The organism is Pseudomonas urethralis (assembly GCF_021602465.1).
Lineage (GTDB): Bacteria > Pseudomonadota > Gammaproteobacteria > Pseudomonadales > Pseudomonadaceae > Aquipseudomonas > Aquipseudomonas vlassakiae.
Genome location: NZ_BQIJ01000008.1, coordinates 1 through 17,586, shown reverse-complemented (window position 1 = coordinate 17,586; position 17,586 = coordinate 1). Strand labels below are relative to the sequence as shown.

Below are 17,586 nucleotides of genomic sequence, written 5' to 3'. Positions count from 1 at the left end.
GTGCCCAAACCAGGCACGGGACATTGCTCTGGCGGCTTTATGCCGCGCACCCGGCAAGGGTGGCGCCATGCGTTGCTGCGTGGCCAGAGACGAGGTCTGTCCGTTATCCCTTGCCGGTAACCCTCACCGACCTCGACCCAAGGGATGCCCATGAAACTCAACCCTCTCGCCTGGTTCTGCCACGGCTTGCTGCCGCTCTGCAGCCTGGCCACTGCCACCGCCCAGGCCGCTCCACTGATGTGGAGCGACAACAGCCTCAGTTACCTCTACGGCCACAACTACAAGGTCGATGGCACCGGCAACGACATCCAGCAAACCATCACCTACGAACATGCCAGCGGCTGGACCTGGGGTGATGTGTTCTTGTTCGTCGACAACAAATGGTCGAACGGATTGTCCGGCAGCGAGGGCTATACCTATTACGGGGAATTTTCACCGCGGCTGTCGCTGGGCAAGATCAGCGGGCACAACCTGCGCTACGGCGTGATCAAGGATGTGCTGATCGCCGCCACCTACGAGCGTGGCGAGGGGCGCATTCGCCGATACCTGCTTGGGCCAGCGGTGGACCTGCTGCTGCCAGGGTTCGATCGCTTCTCGCTCAACACCTACTATCGCAAGCCCGATGGCATCACCGGCAAGGCAGCGGGGCAGTGGCAGATCAATCCGACCTGGGCGATGACCCTCCCGTTGGGCCGTTCTGACATTCTGTTTGACGGGTACCTTGAATGGTATGTGAATGACGTCGGGCGCAAAGGCACCTCGAACTACGTGGCCAAGAGTTTTCACTTCAACCCGCAGATCAAGTACGACGTCGGCAAGGCGCTGGGGTACACGGCCAAGCGGTTATACGCAGGGGTGGAATGGGATTACTGGTCGGACAAATATGGGATCGAGGACAGCCACGGGTTTCCAACCGACCAGAATGCGCTGAGTGTATTGTTCAAAGCGCATTTTTAACGCCGACTGGCACGCGCTTGCCGCCAGACAAGCGCGCGCCGGGATCTAACGATCCTGCTTGACCTGGTCAGGCTGCGTGCCCAGCGTCGCGAGGAAAAGGTCGGTATCCCGGTTGGTCCGCAGGCAAACCACGCGACAGCCCGATGGGGCCGTTGCCACGAATCGCTTCATCGCCTCGCGCGACGAGGTTTTCGTCTGCCACATGAACCTGAAAAACGCCGGCAGGTTGGCCAGCAATTCCGGGCAGTTGGCCGGCAAGTCGGGCCGGGATCGACCGCGGTTCAACAGCGTTCTGAGCAGGACGCGCCAGAATCGAAGCGGCGCCGAGCGATCAATCCAGATCAACAGGTCAGCGCGGGCCAGCCGGCTGTTCCAGGTGGTCGAATGCCCACCTTCGAAGATCCAGCGCTCACGGGCCTCGACCTCATGGCAAAGACGGGTCTTTTCGTCCCGGCTGCGCTCGACCCACCCTGGCTGCCAATGAATCGTGTCGATATGCACGACCGGCAAGCCTGTGCGCTCGCCAAGCCTGCGCGCCAGGGTACTTTTCCCGGCCCCTGGCTGGCCAATGATCATCACCCGTTGCACTGAAGCTCCCTCTCGCAGGCAGATTGGAATTTCGGGCGCGCGATTCTACGGCAACGGGCGACGCGGTCAACTGCGTCAGCGCTGGCGTGGCCTGAACTGGCTGGGCGTTGTCCCGGTGTATTTCAGCATCAGACGGCGAAGGGCCGTAGCGTCTCGATAGCCGATCTGCGATGCGATGTCGTCGACGCTCATGCGCGACCCCGCGAGCAGGCGTCGAGCTTTCTCAAGCCTCACACTCTGGATCACGTCCTGAACGCTGCGCCCACACGCCGCTTTGACCTGGCGGGCAAGTGTGCGCTCCGACCGTGCCAACCGTGCGGCCAGCTCCGTAACCTTGGGCACGTCTGGCAGCGCCTCCTCGACCAGGGCAATGATCCGGGCGATGAGGTCGTTGCCGTCGCTGAACAGGCCATGGGCGACGTAGGGGGCTTGGGCATCTCGAGCATCCAGGAGCAGTACACGCGCAACCTTATCGACCATCTCCACGCCGTATCGCCGGCGTAACAGGTACAGAACCAGATCCGCCTGGGCCATGGCCGCGCCTGCTGTGATCAGGTTACCGTCCTCGATCAGCATGCGCTGGGGCTGGACGTTGCACTGCCGATTCACGGTACGCAGTAACGGGGCAAGCCACCATGAAACGGTCACCTGGCGACCCGCGAGCACACCTGCCTGGTGCAGCAGGAACACAGCAGAACAGGATGCCGCGATCAGGCCGCCGCGCTTGGCGTGCCGGGCAATGGCTTGGCTTGCCTGCAAGGCGTCTGGCTGACTGATCCTTGAAAACACTTCGTCAGGGTCTGCCAGCCCCAGGCCTGGGACAAGCCAAACGGAAGCGTCAGTGAGCTGGGGCGAGGGGAGGGCTTGTGCGTTGACGACCATGCCGTTGCTCAACTCCACCAGGCTCGACGAGGGGGAGCAAACCCTCCACGAAGGTTCAGGCACGCCGGCGCGTGCGCATAGCCGAGCCGCAGTCGAAAGGATGTCGAGGGTGAGCGATACGCTGGAAGCAAACGCCTTCTCAAGTATCACCAGGGTGAAATCGAGCGGTGGCTGGATACGCATGAAAAATGCCTGATCGGACACTGGGATGGTAGGGCCGACCAAGGCCTAATGCAACCTTCGAAACGGAGAAATGCAATGCCTCAAATCACCATCAAGCTCCCGGCACCGATCATTGACCCCGACCTTCGTCAGCGGCTCGCTCAAGGCGTTACGGATGTCGCCGTCGAGGTCGAGGGCATCCCCAATCGCCCGGAAACGAGATTCTTCTGCTGGGTAATCGTCGAGGCGGTCGAGCCCGGTGCCTGGACATGCGGCGGGCTGCAGCCTGAGCACGTGGTGCCCTGCTACGCAACCGTGCTGGTCCCCGCGGGCGTACTCACGCCTGATTTGCGCAGGCGCTACGTCGGGCAGCTCGATAAAGCGATCCGCTGCAGCCTGGGTAATGAGCTCGGCCAACGAGTGGCCACTTCAATCGTCATACAGGACGTAGCGGACGGCACCTGGGGCGCAAACGGGGCGGTCATGAACCTTGCTGACTTCGAGGCAAAGGTAGGGTTTGAACATCTTCATCACGCTCGCAATTAACAGGATCGATTTACCAGAACGGACGGTCGCTGGTTCAGCTGCTGAACATCAGCCGCAACATCGTGCGTGCACGGCTGGAGAAGATCGGCGAGTTGAGCAAGGCCTGACGCCAGCGCGTCCCGCTACCGGCTGGAGCGACCGTTTGTTTTCTCTGGTGTCGATGCCGCGGGCCGGTGCAGGTGAGCACCGGTTGGATCGGTGATTTGAATGACATTGCCATGCTGCCAACCATCCGCGCCGGGATCACGTGCCGGTATTCGAATATCGGCCCGCTGCGCCTTGTTCCTGGACGTATCCACGCCCAAGCGCCGATTGCGCTGCTCGACCATCGCCGCGTCAGCCTGGCCATCGGCGGTGAAGCCCATCATCAATTGCGGCATACCGACAGGTAGCGCTTTGTCCTGGTCGGTATGCCAGGTGTGCCATGTCTTGCCATAGGTATGTGCCAGGCGCTCCATCAGGGCATGCTCGGCAGGTGCGGGTATGCCTGGAGCGATCAACTGGCCAGAGGAGACCTCATAGCCATGGCTGTGCCACAGCGCCTTTTCCTTGGCCGGCAGCGAAGCAAAGAGTTGCTCATCGATGATGTACTCGACACCCATGATCTTGGCGCCTTTGGTGTTGCCGTCAAAGATGACGCACTGAATGACATCCTCATTCAGAATTGAGCAATAGTGGTGAGCCTCCATCTGCACATCCGGGTGGCCGTTGTAGAAGTGAAAGCCATCCAGATAGGCGTTGATTGCTTCAATGGGTGGCTTGGATTGCAGCGTCGCAGTGCCGGCCTCAAGCAGTTGCGTTTTAGCCGACTCGGGCCTGCCTGGAGCCTCCACAGGCGACTTCGTCTCGGCAGCGGAACAAGCCCACAGCACAGTGCAGGTAAGGGGAAGGGATATCGATTTGATTAAGTGGCGCATGAGCGTGTCTCTGGCTGTTGTTCCTAGAGGACAACCCAGGGCGGGCAAGCGGACAGATCAATGGACGAATGGCTGGATTTGCTCCAACCCGTTTAAGCGCATTACGTCATTTAACATAATATGCATTATGCGCACATTCGTATGCAGCGAGCGGGACGTGGGTCAGGCAGATTTCAAAACAAAGCCAGGCTGTATTTCCTGAGTCAGTGTTCAGGCCTTGCTCCACACGCTATCAGTACACGGAAGCCTTTCTGACCCTAATTTCGGAAGTAAATCGACCTACGCCGTTTTTCTGCCTCATTCCGATCCATCTTGCTGCTCGGATTACTCTCGCAGCCGCTAGATCCATTCAACACATCTGTCAACTGATGCCATGGGTACAAGCTTGCTTCTTAGCGCGACCAATCTCGTCTGTGAGGTGTTGATTTGCGTCTCCGCGTTGCAGCAGTCCCGCGTTGAGCAACTGTGCCTGGGGATTTGATATTTCTGATAACTTGCGAAGCCTACGTAGGCTTACTCATTGATAACAACACAAACACCGTCGCGGACTCCTTTTTTCTGACCAGAGGTCGGATCTGTGAAATCAGAAGAAATTTTGAACTCACAGCATCAAGAAGAAATTTAGACGCGATGGTTTCCAGTGACCGCGATTGCTCTGTAATCCTGTACGGTTCCCAACAGGCAATATCAGTGAAATCCGTTTCAGGCAGCTCATGATTATCCAAGGGAAAATAAAGCATGAGATTATTGTTTAGCTGGGTTTGCCCAATCGCATTAGGCTCTGATTTGCACAGGCGCCACGAGCATTCAGTAGCCTAAGTGCCCAGATCAATCCCAATAGATGCTTTCATTTAACCTTGATAACCCCTCAGCCAGGCGCGTTTTGCTCATTCAATAAACGAGAAAATCAGTCAAGATCATCGCGCCGTATGGCTCTGTCTCAGTCATTCCACCCGCTGATTCTGGCTGGAGCAGCAGGTTCACGCCAAGCATTCTGTACCCTCAAGGCTCCATTCCAGGCCGCCTGAACACTTGAGTGTGTCACCATCCACCATCCACCGATAACTCTAGAAATCAGAGAGCCCTTGGATAAAGACAGTCGGTTGCATTGCCGAGCAATAAGTACCAAACTGCCCTTCTTTTTTGTGAGTGCGCGACCCAACTCGACTAAATGAATATTTAGTCGAGTTATTTTTTTCCGCACTGATAGCGGCCCCGCCTATCCTTGATTTTTCTTTCGCTTAAAATAGTCAGCATCCAGTAACAGGATGATTTCCCTCGCCGTTACATTATGCTGTTTTGCCAAACTGTCCAGGTCTGCCAAGAAACGCACCATGCTGGCAACCCTAGGCTCCGCTAACTCTGCACATGCATTACCATATTCCTTGGCAATTGCACCGTTGATGTCGAACAGGCGCGCAACGCTTTCTACGTCGAAAAAGCCCTCTCTTACCAGCCCATTCAGAGCTCGGTTGCGCTTACTGGACATTGACGTTCACCCATCCCCTTATCCGGAAAGGCTTCTCCGAGCTGTGAGACGCCTCCACGTCCAGCAGGCCTAGGATGTAATGGAGCTTGAGCACTGTGGTCAAGCTGAGCGCACGTTGATCCAGATCTCCCCTGGCCATCAGAAGCGCAATCACCTCCTCCGCGCTGATCCTGTATCTCTTCATCAGCTTGGCGAGCTGTTCTGAGAAACTAGACTCAGACGTGGCACCCTCACCTTTCTGAAGGACACTTATTTCCTGCTCCAGTTCGCTTATGCGCTGCTGAGCGAGGCGGATCGCTTCGAGGCGGTTCACGGCATTCATCGCTGAGTCGACTCCTCTTGTGCCTCTCCGAATTGTAGCGCACCAAGCGAGCATGCCCTGCCGCCTGTCAGCTCTTAAGAACGATTGTTGAATCAAATGCAACTGCCCCATTCCTGGCCCAGAGTAGCTTCAGTGGCTTATAGCGGCAGCTCATAAAGGCTGAGATAGCTCGCACAAGACCATTGTGCAGGCCTATGAGGCCTCCGCTGCCCCGCCCCCTATCATCACAAAATCGGCAACAATCGTCGTTTTAGTCATCTATTGGTGGTTTCTTTCACGACTAAATGCTTAGCACCTGGGCCCGATTACTTAAATGAGAAGAAACACCCGCCAGCACCACCAATTTATGCCTAAATCAAGCTTCTTTGGAGCAGTACTGCCCGCTCGGGGTTATCTGCGACCTACATCGTAAGGCTGACGCTACCCTTGCTAGGCTCTACGCATCAGCCCCCCAGATCGGTAAAATAAGGCGTCCAATCACCGTTGCGAACCAAGCATGGCCAAGGCTCCAAGGAAACAGCCCCCACGGGTAGCGTCAGCCCAAGAAAATCCGGCAAGTACAGCAGACCAAAACCCGGCGAAATCCCAAGCAAAGACGGAAAAGCCGGAAAAGCCGGAAAAGCCAGTCAAGAATCGCAGGAAACAGGTAGCAAGCCCCGTATCCACCGGCGATCGCGGTGGTTCATTCGAGCGCCGCGTGCAGGCTGTTCGCCTGCTCGCTTTGTGCCTGGGCTCGCAGTGTCCGGGTGCCCGCGATGGCTACGTGATCACCCGCCTGCTCTTCCAGGGACGTCTTTTCGATCACGACACCGATGACCTGGTAATCGATCTCTGGAATCCGGATACCGGCCAAGTCGCCACCCAGCGGTTGCAGATGAAGCGATCGCTGAAGCCGACGGACAACCCCATTTTCAATGAGTCCGTGGGTCTGGCCTGGGAAGACTTCTGCAAGCCGGGCTTCCGGCGCAACGTTGATGACATCCTGATCGTCTACCACGCCTCCAGCAACACCGCCATGCACGCTGCCCAGGAAGTGGTGCGTTTTGCGGTGAGTTCCGGGACGCCAGATGACTGGTACAAGCGCGTGCATGCCGAAGGCTTCAGCAACGAAAGCAACCGCAAGGCCTACGCCGCGATTCGGCGCGCTGTTGAGTTACAAAAAGGCGCCGAAGTGGACAAGGTTGAGCTGTTTCCGTTTGCGCTGCACCTCAAGTTTCTATCGCATGACCTGGATTCTGATCGCACCGTTGAAGTCGACAACCAGAAGCAACTGATCAGCAAGTTCGTCCCTTCGCGCGACAGCAAAGATGTCTGGGCCGCGCTCCAGCTTGCCTGCGCCGAGCTGAACGGGGTGGCCGGCGAGATTACCTTGGACTCGGCGGAGCGACATTTGGGGGCACTTGCCCTTGAGTTCAGCCAAGCGCGAGCGCTCTGGGAGGGGTACCAGGCGGTTCAAGTTGCGAAACGTAATAACCTCGGCCCCGGCTCGCTGGTCGACCAAGCGGGCGCCCTCCCCTTGGCCGCCGAGACCCACCGCAAGCTGCAACCGCTCTTGGACGCGCTCAGACCCTTACTTGGGGATGGAAAAAATTCGCAAAAAGTGCTGCTCGCGGATGAGCTGCCTTCGGCGCGCGACACGACTTCCGTCTCGCCTTACTCGCGACAGCTCGACCGGATTACCGAATGGCAACGGGCCCACCGGTTCCAGGACTGCCTCAAGCAACTGGAGCTTCTGGAGAGCGATCTTCACGAGTTCGATGATCACCAAAAGGCCAGATGGTATCTGCTTCGCGGATTATCGAAGTGGCACCTGGGTGAGGACGAAGACGCGGCGGACGATTTTGACGATGCTGCCAAGCTTTGTGATTCCGATGATCGTATTGCCGCTGCGGCGATACGTGCCCAAATGCTTCGAGGTCAGGTTACACAGGCGGTTGCGATCGGAGAAACGTTGAGCGAGCGTTTTCCTGAGTCCTTTATCGTCTGGGCTGCGATGGCCAACGCTCGCATCATCGCGGGTGAACAGCTGAACGAGGCCGATGTGCCCAGCGCCTTCATTGATAAGGCCGCGGCGTGGCAACTGGTGGCGTCCTCGTATGCCGGACGTGACGATGATGCAGGCGCTATTCGCGTCATACGCATTGCACTGAGCAAGACAGATAGCTCGTTCTTTATCGACGAAAGCTACCTTCGTTACGCCATTCGACTGGCCACGGCTGATGCCGTGCGGGTCAATTGCCGGTCGATGTTGCCTGAGCATGTAGAGGTGTTGCAGGACGCCATGGCGCGTTTTGATGATCGCGCCACTACGCTCTGGGCTGCGCAGAGTCCCAAGACGGTGAGTGATGTGGTCGCTCACCTGGCCTATGCAATGGTACTGCTTCAGCGCGCTGATGAAGCCCTGCAGCTGATTCAAGAGGCCCACCATAAAGGCGTATTCGCTTCCGACATCATGGTTCGGGTCGAGATCGAAGCCCTGTGTGATTTGAGCCGTTGGGCGGAGGTCACGAAACGATTCCTGGCTCACCTTGCTGACTTGCCGGTCGAGGCCCTGCTGCGATTTGGCCACGCTTGCATGGCGCAGTCGCGGACAGATCTGCTACAGCTTGCTCGTGAGGAAGTCGCGCGACGGACGCACTCGGACGTCGCGGCCCGAATCGCCACCATGCTGCAGCATTTGCACTGGGATCTGGCACTGCAAGCTGGTGACTGCGAGACGGTTCGCAAGGAACTGGAGCATGCAGGTGTCACGCCCCAGAGCAGCGACATCATTGACCTGTATTTTGCTAGTCGCGCTTATGAGAGCGATGCCGAGCTTGCCAATCGCTTTGTGGATCGGGTAGCCCAGCTAGCACCTGACGCCACAGATCCTCAAGAGCTTTCCCTCGGTGCGCGGGCGATGATTAGAGCTCAGCGCCATGGTGAAGCGGTTGTTATCCTTGAAAGGCTGCTTCCCGTTGACGCCTTCACGCCCTTGCATGTCGATTTACTCCATTGCTACAGCTTGACTGGTCGGCAGGCTAGAGCACGTGATCTTCTGCAATCCATGCCTGCCACTTGGCGCAGCTCAGCTGATGCCCGTGAGCAGGCGCTGTTCCTCTACAACCGCGCGGGTGACTGGGCGCGAATGCGCGAAGTCATGGAACTCAACGTTGCAGAGTCTCCTGACAGTGCCCGGTTTCGATTGATGTTCCTGCGCGTGGCTGCGTGTGAAGGTGTCATGGACTTCAAGGCCTTGGTAGCGGAACTCCCCGTATTGCTCGAAGGCAGCGCTAAGACGCTTCTGCAACTGGCCGGCATTGAACTGCGATACGGCCAGGTTCAGAAAGGGCTGGATCGGATCACTCTGGCCATGCGCTGCGCTCAGGGTGACGTCGAAGCTGCGGCTACCCACGTTCAAGTGATGCTGACGCTCTCCCAAGAGATGGCAGAGGAACTTCGCGATATCGAGCGCGCGCCGGCAGTCATCGCGCCAGGGACGTCGATTGTGTTGGTCGATCAGCAAGGCAGCCCTCGACGGGTCACCCTCGATCTGGAGGGCTTCAGCTATCCAAACAGTTCAACCGAATTTATTCCCGCAGACTCTGCGCTCGCCGAGAGTTTAATCGGATTGCGTACTGGCGAGACCGCTAGCGTAGAGAACCTGCTGGGTGCTCAGCATTTTGAGATCAAGCAGATTTCTTCCATCCAGCATCGTCTGCTGGAAATTTCGCACAGCGTGATAAGGAATTCGCTCGCACCTAGCAAAAGCCTTGTGTCCATGACCCTTCCTGAGGACGAGAACGGTGACATGGACTTCTCCGCCTTTATCGAGCAGCTCGAACATCAGCGAACGGAAGTCACCGAGCTACTGGCAATCTACGAGGAACACCCTATCACCCTGGGTGCGGTGGCCAAGCACCTAGGGCGCGACTTTGTTGATGTTGTGCGGGGATGGATTCCTGATGGCCCTTGGCTGCAGGTCTCTTCGGATGCGGGCTTTGCCCATGATGTCTTTCCTGGGCAGCTCGCAGGGTCGACTTGGGTCGTAGATCTCACGATGCTGACAGAGCTGGCCACGCATGGGCTGCTAGATGTCTTGGGCAACCTCTCCCAGGTGTATGTCAGTACCTATACGCATCAGGCGTTGCGTGCCAAGATCGAGGCGGCGACTGTGTTCCGTAAAAGCGGCACCTTGTATTCACACGAAGGGCAGCTCGGTTTCCATGAAGAAAGCGAGGAGGCTCATGCTCGGGAGTTAGCGTTCCTCGAAGGCATGGATGTCGCCATCTCGAATTTTTGCACCGTCGTACCGGCGTATGGCCCTGTTGATCCGACGCCTGTCCTGCAACGACTGGAAGATGTGCTCGATCCTCAAGAGCGTGCTTGCCTGACACTCTGCCATGAGAATCAGGCGGGGCTGCTGTCACTCGATGGCAGGCTTCGCCAGCTTGCTCAAACACTCGATATTCCGGCTGCTTCGCCTCAAATGTTACTAAAGGGCATGGTTCGCCAGGGGGTGTTGAGCTCCGTTGAGTATTCACGCGCGCTCATCCGGATGATCATGGCCCGGCGTCACTTCATTTCGATCAGCTCTTCGGATCTTGTCGCCATGATGGATCAGGGGGTGGCCTTCGCGAACGCCGGGATCAACAGTCTGCGTCAGTACCTTGTGTTCCCTGGGGTGGTGTTCGGCCTGGCAGCGATAACGGTTATGGAGTTTGTCAGCAAGATGTTCAGCACAGGGCGCTGTACATTCGTCGCCATGCTGGAGCTCATCAAATACCTGGTCGAACCGCTGTTCCAACACGCTGACTGTCCAGCGAATTTCGTTGAGTGGTGCCTGAAGTGTTTGAGCGAGCGTATCCCAGGGTTTGGCGCGCCACATTTGTCGTGTATCAAGCAGCAACTGGTAGCGGCTAAAGCCGCTGCCGAGCACCCTCTCCAGCAGGTCACGTTGGAAATTCATGACGTCTGCGCCAGATTAGCTCCGACGTACCGGCATGATGACAACCGTAGCTACCTGACGGCGCTTATGAAGCTTGAAACTGTCACAGACGAAGCAGGCATTTTGGTCGAGGCAACCGGTAATGTAAGGCTTGAGGCGCCGTCAGGTGATGATCCCATGGATCCGGCAGGCCACATCAAAACCGGAGATCGCTAAGCCTTTGATGTGTCGCGCTCTTGAACGATGGATCGAGGGCTGCGACCGAGGCAGACCGGGAAGTAGCGCATGACCAAGACATAATCGTGCTTCTCTATGCTGTGCCGGACATTCAAGCTCGCATGGGTATTCTCGCTGGAAATCATAATCTCAGACACAAGACACATTAATTTCAGGGTGCTTGAAACTTGCGCTCACATAACTTATTGACAATTAAACTCACTTCAAATAGGAAGGATCCAGCTGGAGTCCGCAACAGAATCACACCCGCCCCATACACTGAGCCTGCCATTAAAAGTGCTCGACAATATTAAGGAGTCGCGCCGACATCGGGCGAATGAGACCGATTGGCGCCCCTCTCCAGGGCATTAGTCAGCTCACCAAGTGCATCACGCAGATGGCAGTCTTGCCGTGCAGAACTAGGCTCCGACAGTAATTGTCGCGCATGTCTGAGTAGCGCCTCAAGGCTCTTGATATTGAGGGCTAGCTCGATCAGGACGGACGAATCGCATGTGAATTCCCCAACTTGCTCGAAGAAGATAGGGATCACACGAGTCTGACGATATCCTGCAGTCTTTGGCGATCCCAACAGAAAACCGTAGCAAACATCGCCTCGGGTCACTACCAACATCAACAATTTGTTAGACTCGCGGTTTCCATCCATAACCCAGCTCTGCAGAAATCCTGGCGAGTTAGTTATATTAGCAACAAAGGCATGTAGTTTATCCATCGAGGTAGGCCAGACATCATCTGTCCACCTGACGTCATCAGGGGCAGGGATTATTAAGGCATAACCCTCCCTCAAGGTCGTGATTGTACCCACTTGGCAGGAGGTAATGGGGAGCGGGACGATATCGCCCAGCATGAGGATAAATAGCGTACAGCTCATTTGTTTACCACCGGCAAAGCTGGCCGCAATGCGAAACTCCGTAGGCCCGTCAATTTGTGGAAGCTCAACGCGAGCAAAGGCAGTATCAAAAGTTTCTTCTACAGCCCGATGACGCAAGCAAAACCGGGCCCACTCACTATTTTTAGCCTCGACGTCGCTGCGACCGTAAAGGGAGCCCAAGCTGGCTTCGGTCAAGGAGCGTGCAGTAGCAGATAACTCGTTTTGCAAGTTAGAGTAGTCAGTGTGTTTCATGCTGTTCGGGTGGCCTCGCCTGAAAAGTTAAGATGGTGCGAAGCACAGCTTAATGGCTGGAGTTGGATGTAGTTTTGAGCCATCGGGTCTACCAGGCCGAAACCACTACGTACATCAACAGGCATAACCGTGATGTAGTCGATCGAGTAGCGCTTTTACCTGCAGATATCCAACCTCATTGCTTGCACATTCCAGCGCACTTAAGCTACCGATCTCGACCTGAGGGCGAGTCAGCCAAACATACGCCTTAAATTTGCTGCCAAACACCTGCTCGGCCTGTTGCCGAATGAGCTCCTCAAAATCTGTTTCTATTTTCATGCAGAACTACTCTTTCACCTTTGAGCATTCACCTCTTGGGAGAATAGCGCACTGATGAAGTTCAGGCATGTTCCAAGACCAGCAGCGCAAGGAGATTTATATGCCCGCATAGTACCCGGTAGCTTTGAGACGTCGATTAAGCGATAAATTGAGATCGTCCCCGCTCTGCAGAATTAATGGCTCCAGTCATGGCGGTCAAAACTCACCGAAGAGGCTACAATCATTTGACTATACGACATTGAGTGGAATCACGCAAACCGAGCATATAGCCGGAAGTTATGGATAGCCCGAATGCTCAGGCAAGCGATCGCCGCAGCGTTGATCCACATCCGCCAGCAACAGCAGGTGCTACTGACTGATAGTGAGGAAGGCGCAACCTCTGCACACCTCATCCGCGTCGAGCACAACGAGCATGGCGTTACGGTATGAATGCTCGATGAGATCGCTCGACAGTTACCGTAATAAAATTAGGATGCAGCACACTCAATGCTTGTGACCATTCGAAGGTTCCTTTGACTTCCGTCGCAGTACAGTCTGCATAGTCGTAGAGGCATGGCTCCCCTCCCCAACCAGAAAACCGCTGATTCGCACAGGTATCCAAGCCTGAGGAGCGTGGTGAAGAAGTACCTGCCGCGCACGATGCGAAAATAAGTCCTCGATTCATCTGAACGGTTTGGTGCCGATCCAATGAAGCTAATCAGTACTTGAGAACGCAACCGGCTCAAAGGGCATCTTGCGAGCCTTCAAACGAAGGCCGGGCCGGAATCACCGGCACCCTCCTCTGCTTCTTATGCGGCCTATCCGGTGCTGGGGAACGGCCCCATCACTAGGCCCTGTGTTTCTTCAGCCGGCAAAGCCTTGCCGGTCGAGGTGGCCCCGCAGAAACTTTTCATTCAGCACTTTGGGGAAGGACACGGCAAGCTTCCACATGATGTAGATGAAGACGATCGGGACAATGATCCCCAGATACCCGCCCATCAAGAGGCCGACAATACTGAGGGGCAGGAACAGAAGCAGCAGCACAGAGGCGCTCACGCGCATTTTTTTGATCCAGCTGGCAAAACCATTTTCTTCATAAATTCGCTGCCCGTCGGCAGTTTTGACTGCAAACAGAACGTGCCCAAGCCGGCCAAGTTTGACGAAGAAAAAACTGCCCTTCCATACCAGGGCGAAGGTACGACTCGATCAATTGCCCTACGCCCACTTTTTTCATCAGCTTGGTGCCGCCATCTGTCTGGCTGAACCGCAGATAGGTGTATTCAGAGCCGTCAGGCTTATCATTCGAAGGGCCCACAACCTCAAGTTTCCCGGTGACGGTGCTGACGTCGGACATGCTTCACTCCATTGGAAAGCGACCTGATACGGCGTGCTCATTCACGCCCAGGTAAGCGCCCAGCAGTTTTCAGACCACTACCGGGACGGTGTCCTGATTATTCAACGGCCAGGGCGGCGCACTGACCCAGCGAAAATCCAAGCCGTATTGGAGGCCAAGGCTGCCGGAAAGTCGAAAAAGGAGATTTCGCAGATGCTTGGTATTGCGCGCTCGACCGTGAATGACATCTGGCAGAAAGCGGAGCGCTGAGGTGCTCGTGACCTGCCTTTCCTCGCACTGCCTTTTTCAATGTCGGGCAACATTTCTGTTGCCCGCCTAGCAGCGGGCATCCCTTTACTACTCAGGTTATCTACGTCCTGGAGCCTGCGTGCAACACCACCCAGTGCGCTTGCGTGGGCTTGTAGCGTATGTCATGACCATTTGGGAAGCACGCACTCCTCTATGAGCTCTCAGTCTGCTGTGCGACAATAAATTGCCTGTAGCCTTCAAAGTCGAGGCGAAGAGTCTCACCTGTGGTCTCTATCAAGTAGGAGCTTTCGATCGGACTAGCCAGCTCGCTGCCCAAAACACGCATATGCAGGCGTAATTTTCCAGGGCCTTTTGGAAGAATGGCGAGCAACTCCGATCGTCCCTGCTCACCTGGTAACAAAGAACCGAAGCGGATATGACATGCGGGGGTCGGGCCGCTTTCATCGATTCTCAGGGCTTCTTGCGAGTTACCCCAATGACTGTTTACAGGGACGACCTCAGGAATGCTCCAGGTGGACTTCGGCTCATCGGGCAGATCGCGATAAGCGATCATTTCATAAGCTTGGGAGTCGACGGACTCGACCGTCACTTCGAGCTTGGCGTGGGACAGCTGTATGCCGGATCGATTGGTCATGACGAATCGCAGCGCGATACACGCATTGAAAACCTCAGAGTATTTACCATACTCCCGCCAGAAATCACGATTGCCCCTGTCGAGACCCATCACCTCGGGCATATCGAAAGGGCCCCGCGGCTGACGCTGTCTTTTGAAATCTGGAAGCCTCTCGATGAACTGCAGATAGGTATGTGCCAAGGTGGGAGGAAGAGGTTCGTTCTGGGGCGTCATTAGGGAAAGCTCGATGCTCACCTCGTCGCGACCGTCGTCCTCTTTTGCCATTTCGATGGCTTCGATCGGCTCTGCTTCATCCGTGCTGCTGCCCCGGCGGACATACACCACATTGCTTTTGAGCTTACCGTACGGGCTTGTAAGGTAAAACGGACGACGCTGTTTTGGGATGATGAGGATACCTATGGTTTTCTCTTCAAACAGATGCTCCTCGTAGCGAAACGTCAGCTTAGGCTTTACCTTGCTGTTGACGAACTGCTGTATCCGAGAGTCATCAATGCTGTCCTGAATGCCGACCACCGCGGCAGGATGGGGACGCTGATCCTTGAATCCCAGCAAGATGTAGCCTGTGCCATCGCGCCAGGAGTTCGCAATTGCCAGGATGTCTTTGAGCAATTCCGCTTTATCAGCCTCCGAGCCGCCATTGAAACGATACTGGGCAGATTTGAAATCGATATCGGTGCTCTCGCTCTTGTAGCGCAGCCTGTTAAGCAAGTCGATCATCTAAACCCTCGGGTCAAATGGGTGTGAGCACGATTTGAACACGGAGCTCAGAACCAAAGCCAGGCGGTAAATACCTGCGCCTTGGCCCAACCATCCTATTCGCCCCCTTGGCATCATTCACCCGTAGCCTCAACGTCACCAGGGCCCTTCCTATTTTCTGGCCGGATACTCAAGAACCAATTCGTCCCATGGCTCCAACGAGGTGGTCGCTGGATTTCCAACAGGGTCGATCAAATCGACCTGCGCCCTCGCCCATTCCACCCAGGCTGAGGTCTGGCTTCCTTTCTCCTCGCCACCGCCGATGGCGTCGGCTGCTACGGCATCGATGAACTCGCGAAGGCGTTTGGACTTCTCCCACCGCTCCATATCCTCCAACAAGCGCCTCTGCAGGTTACGTTGATGCGCTGCAGCCATGAGTGCCTCGCGACGAATTCGAGCAGATTCCTCGTATTCCCTGCGTGTTGCCTCAATGCTTGCTCGATAGGCCCGCATACGCCCTATGAGCCTCGAGAGACCATTGCAGAACAGATGAAGCTTGTTCTCAAGCTGACCGGTTTTACTGTCAGTCCAAGATGATTGTGATCCAAGGTCAGGCTTTTCCTGGGCAATCAGGGTGAATTCGCCAGTCGAGCTATACAGGTAAATCTCCCTCGGCCCCAGCCAAAGCACCGGCTCCCGAGTGCGATGACGTTTATGCTTCTGCTCAGGTGGCGGCGGTTTCACTGCTTTGGTCACACGCTCTCGCAGCGTCACATAAACAGTTTCCCCATCGAACGTGACCGTCGTGCGGTTATGATCATCCACTGCCCAGGAACATCCCTTCTTTTCGGCGTCTTTGATAAGGGTGTCCAAGAGCAGCGCGGCGCGATCGACCATGTCACGCGAAATCCTGGTGTACAGCACACGCACGCGGCGCAGCTCCACCCGCCCTTCAAAATCCTTGGCAGCCCTTACAGCCTGAAGCCATTCACGCACGAGCGGGTGCGGATCAGTCAGCTTGGTTGGCACATTGAGTTTTGAAGGATGGGGGCGGCCCGGTGCTTTGGGCGGCGTCGGCGGAAACACAGACCTGTCCAGTACCCTGAATGTGATCGATTCGGCTGAGTCGGGTGGGGTCGGCCTCTTAGGGCGCTTTTCGACGGTCTTTGCCCAATGCCCGCGACGCGGTAGCAAAATACCGGCCTTCCTACATGCTTTGCTCAGTGCAACATCCGAAACGCCGATCTCCCGAGCCAACTGCAAGACCGGGGTCGTCCAGACTCGGTCGAACAGCTCACGGACTGGATACGTGACAATCTTGTACATGCAATTTCCTTGAGTGACCAATGTGAGATCAGTCAGTGACAAGCTGAATCGGCGTTGGAGTACATTTGTGCTCCAGCTGGACTCTTTTGTAATTTCGAGCTCACACAACCTCTCAGGCTACCTACAGATCGACGTCGAAGATGGTGCTCGACAGCGTCTCAGCAGCGCCGAGAGGTCAGCGTCTGAACATCAGTGCTCCGTCTGATCGAGGCAACCGGTTTTATGCAATTGGTAGTTGATCACCGTGTTATACAGATGATCCGCTTTAAGTCGAAGACGCTTGAGCTCCTCTTCTGGGCGCCCTTGCGCCTCAGCCTGGTTGTAGGCTCGAATAGCCAACAGCGCTTGCGTGAGGAGCGGTTCTCCAGCCTCAGCCATGCCCTGTAAAGTTCGCTTCATGACCTCATCCCTCTACAACGTGGTAAGCGAGCTCTGTAGCCACCGGCTTCCCAGCTTCAGTGCAGAATCTCCATGGAAGCCGTGGCTGGAATGCTGAAAGTGGAACGCTCCAGACTTCACGGTAGACGCTCTCCCCGGATCGCTGATCGATCAATGCGCCAGCCACGAAGTCTCGTTCCGAGATACGCCAGGAAACGGTGTTCGATTGACGAACCGGGCAGCCCTTCGTCTCCGCAGCCAAGGCCAGGGCAACGTTAGAAAATCCCCGAAAACTGTGACAGACATCACATATTTGGCAGTATTTTCAGATTTTGCCCTATAAAAATTTTTTGCGGGACGGAGTTCTTATTTGAGAGCTGTATGGACCGGACACATGGTGGACACGTGTACGGGGACATGGTTGACACTTTCCGGTAAGCAAATTTGCCGGGAATACGACCATGCCTTGGAACGCGAGAGATACCATGAGCCTGAGAGAAGAGTT

17 protein-coding genes and 1 pseudogene are annotated in these 17,586 nt (G+C 56.0%); 6 read left to right on the top strand and 12 right to left on the bottom strand.

From position 1 onward, the window contains the following. Positions 1-144 precede the first annotated feature (144 nt). Positions 145-957 carry a hypothetical protein gene (locus L6D64_RS14785; protein ID WP_371870321.1) on the top strand — a complete coding sequence of 271 codons (813 nt, stop codon included), beginning with the start codon at positions 145-147 and terminating at the stop codon, positions 955-957. A 45-nt stretch (positions 958-1,002) separates the two neighbouring features. Here L6D64_RS14785 and L6D64_RS14780 read toward each other — a convergent pair whose 3' ends face one another. Both L6D64_RS14780 and L6D64_RS14775 read right to left on the bottom strand, forming a co-directional pair. Then, positions 1,003-1,545, bottom strand: a complete 543-nt coding sequence (locus L6D64_RS14780; RefSeq protein ID WP_176508861.1) for an AAA family ATPase — start codon at positions 1,543-1,545, stop codon at positions 1,003-1,005. 75 nt (positions 1,546-1,620) lie between these two features. Further along, positions 1,621-2,610, bottom strand: a complete 990-nt coding sequence (locus tag L6D64_RS14775) for a GlxA family transcriptional regulator (protein ID WP_176508862.1) — start codon at positions 2,608-2,610, stop codon at positions 1,621-1,623. Between the two features lie 75 nt (positions 2,611-2,685). Here L6D64_RS14775 and L6D64_RS14770 point away from each other — a divergent pair, with 75 nt between their 5' ends. Together L6D64_RS14770 and L6D64_RS28555 are read left to right on the top strand one after the other, a co-directional pair. Next, complete coding sequence (locus L6D64_RS14770; protein WP_176508863.1) at positions 2,686-3,135, top strand: tautomerase family protein; 450 nt, start codon at positions 2,686-2,688, stop codon at positions 3,133-3,135. A 2-nt stretch (positions 3,136-3,137) separates the two neighbouring features. Continuing rightward, a pseudogene (locus L6D64_RS28555) lies at positions 3,138-3,242 on the top strand (hypothetical protein); the annotation flags it as partial. 15 nt (positions 3,243-3,257) lie between these two features. Here L6D64_RS28555 and L6D64_RS14765 read toward each other — a convergent pair. The 3 genes from L6D64_RS14765 to L6D64_RS14755 form a co-directional block, all read right to left on the bottom strand. Next, the gene (locus L6D64_RS14765) at positions 3,258-4,052 is read right to left on the bottom strand and encodes an OBAP family protein (protein ID WP_176508864.1); all 795 of its coding nucleotides are present in this window, start codon (positions 4,050-4,052) and stop codon (positions 3,258-3,260) included. A gap of 1,219 nt (positions 4,053-5,271) precedes the next feature. Continuing rightward, positions 5,272-5,541 (bottom strand): hypothetical protein, encoded by a 270-nt coding sequence (locus tag L6D64_RS14760; protein ID WP_176508865.1) that lies wholly within the window; start codon positions 5,539-5,541, stop codon positions 5,272-5,274. After that, positions 5,531-5,863: a hypothetical protein gene (locus L6D64_RS14755; RefSeq protein WP_176508866.1), complete on the bottom strand. Its 333-nt coding sequence runs from the start codon at positions 5,861-5,863 to the stop codon at positions 5,531-5,533. The genes L6D64_RS14760 and L6D64_RS14755 overlap by 11 nt, the downstream gene beginning before the upstream one ends. A 496-nt stretch (positions 5,864-6,359) precedes the next feature. On the opposite strand from L6D64_RS14755, the gene L6D64_RS14750 reads away from it, so the two are divergent. After that, positions 6,360-11,006: a PIN domain-containing protein gene (locus L6D64_RS14750; protein ID WP_176508867.1), complete on the top strand. Its 4,647-nt coding sequence runs from the start codon at positions 6,360-6,362 to the stop codon at positions 11,004-11,006. 310 nt (positions 11,007-11,316) lie between these two features. On the opposite strand, the gene L6D64_RS14745 is transcribed toward L6D64_RS14750, so the two are convergent. After that, positions 11,317-12,147 carry a hypothetical protein gene (locus L6D64_RS14745; protein ID WP_176508868.1) on the bottom strand — a complete coding sequence of 277 codons (831 nt, stop codon included), beginning with the start codon at positions 12,145-12,147 and terminating at the stop codon, positions 11,317-11,319. 114 nt (positions 12,148-12,261) lie between these two features. After that, positions 12,262-12,465 carry an MbcA/ParS/Xre antitoxin family protein gene (locus L6D64_RS14740; protein ID WP_176508869.1) on the bottom strand — a complete coding sequence of 68 codons (204 nt, stop codon included), beginning with the start codon at positions 12,463-12,465 and terminating at the stop codon, positions 12,262-12,264. A 291-nt stretch (positions 12,466-12,756) separates the two neighbouring features. On the opposite strand from L6D64_RS14740, the gene L6D64_RS14735 reads away from it, so the two are divergent. After that, positions 12,757-12,894, top strand: coding sequence for a hypothetical protein (locus tag L6D64_RS14735; RefSeq protein ID WP_176508870.1), 138 nt, complete (start codon positions 12,757-12,759; stop codon positions 12,892-12,894). A gap of 414 nt (positions 12,895-13,308) precedes the next feature. Here L6D64_RS14735 and L6D64_RS14730 read toward each other — a convergent pair whose 3' ends face one another. Both L6D64_RS14730 and L6D64_RS14725 read right to left on the bottom strand, forming a co-directional pair. After that, positions 13,309-13,506, bottom strand: a complete 198-nt coding sequence (locus tag L6D64_RS14730; protein ID WP_236192485.1) for a hypothetical protein — start codon at positions 13,504-13,506, stop codon at positions 13,309-13,311. A 31-nt stretch (positions 13,507-13,537) separates the two neighbouring features. Next, on the bottom strand, positions 13,538-13,798 hold the full coding sequence (locus tag L6D64_RS14725; protein WP_236192484.1) for a hypothetical protein: 261 nt from the start codon (positions 13,796-13,798) through the stop codon (positions 13,538-13,540). Positions 13,799-13,831: 33 nt separating this feature from the next. Here L6D64_RS14725 and L6D64_RS14720 point away from each other — a divergent pair, with 33 nt between their 5' ends. Further along, positions 13,832-14,047: a helix-turn-helix domain-containing protein gene (locus L6D64_RS14720; RefSeq protein ID WP_176508871.1), complete on the top strand. Its 216-nt coding sequence runs from the start codon at positions 13,832-13,834 to the stop codon at positions 14,045-14,047. Between the two features lie 190 nt (positions 14,048-14,237). Here L6D64_RS14720 and L6D64_RS14715 read toward each other — a convergent pair whose 3' ends face one another. From L6D64_RS14715 to L6D64_RS14705, 3 genes are all read right to left on the bottom strand, one after another. Next, positions 14,238-15,398, bottom strand: a complete 1,161-nt coding sequence (locus L6D64_RS14715) for an AlbA family DNA-binding domain-containing protein (RefSeq protein WP_176508872.1) — start codon at positions 15,396-15,398, stop codon at positions 14,238-14,240. 150 nt (positions 15,399-15,548) lie between these two features. After that, positions 15,549-16,703, bottom strand: a complete 1,155-nt coding sequence (locus tag L6D64_RS14710; RefSeq protein WP_176508873.1) for a hypothetical protein — start codon at positions 16,701-16,703, stop codon at positions 15,549-15,551. A gap of 189 nt (positions 16,704-16,892) precedes the next feature. Then, on the bottom strand, positions 16,893-17,102 hold the full coding sequence (locus L6D64_RS14705; protein ID WP_176508874.1) for a hypothetical protein: 210 nt from the start codon (positions 17,100-17,102) through the stop codon (positions 16,893-16,895). Between the last annotated feature and the right edge of the window lie 484 nt (positions 17,103-17,586).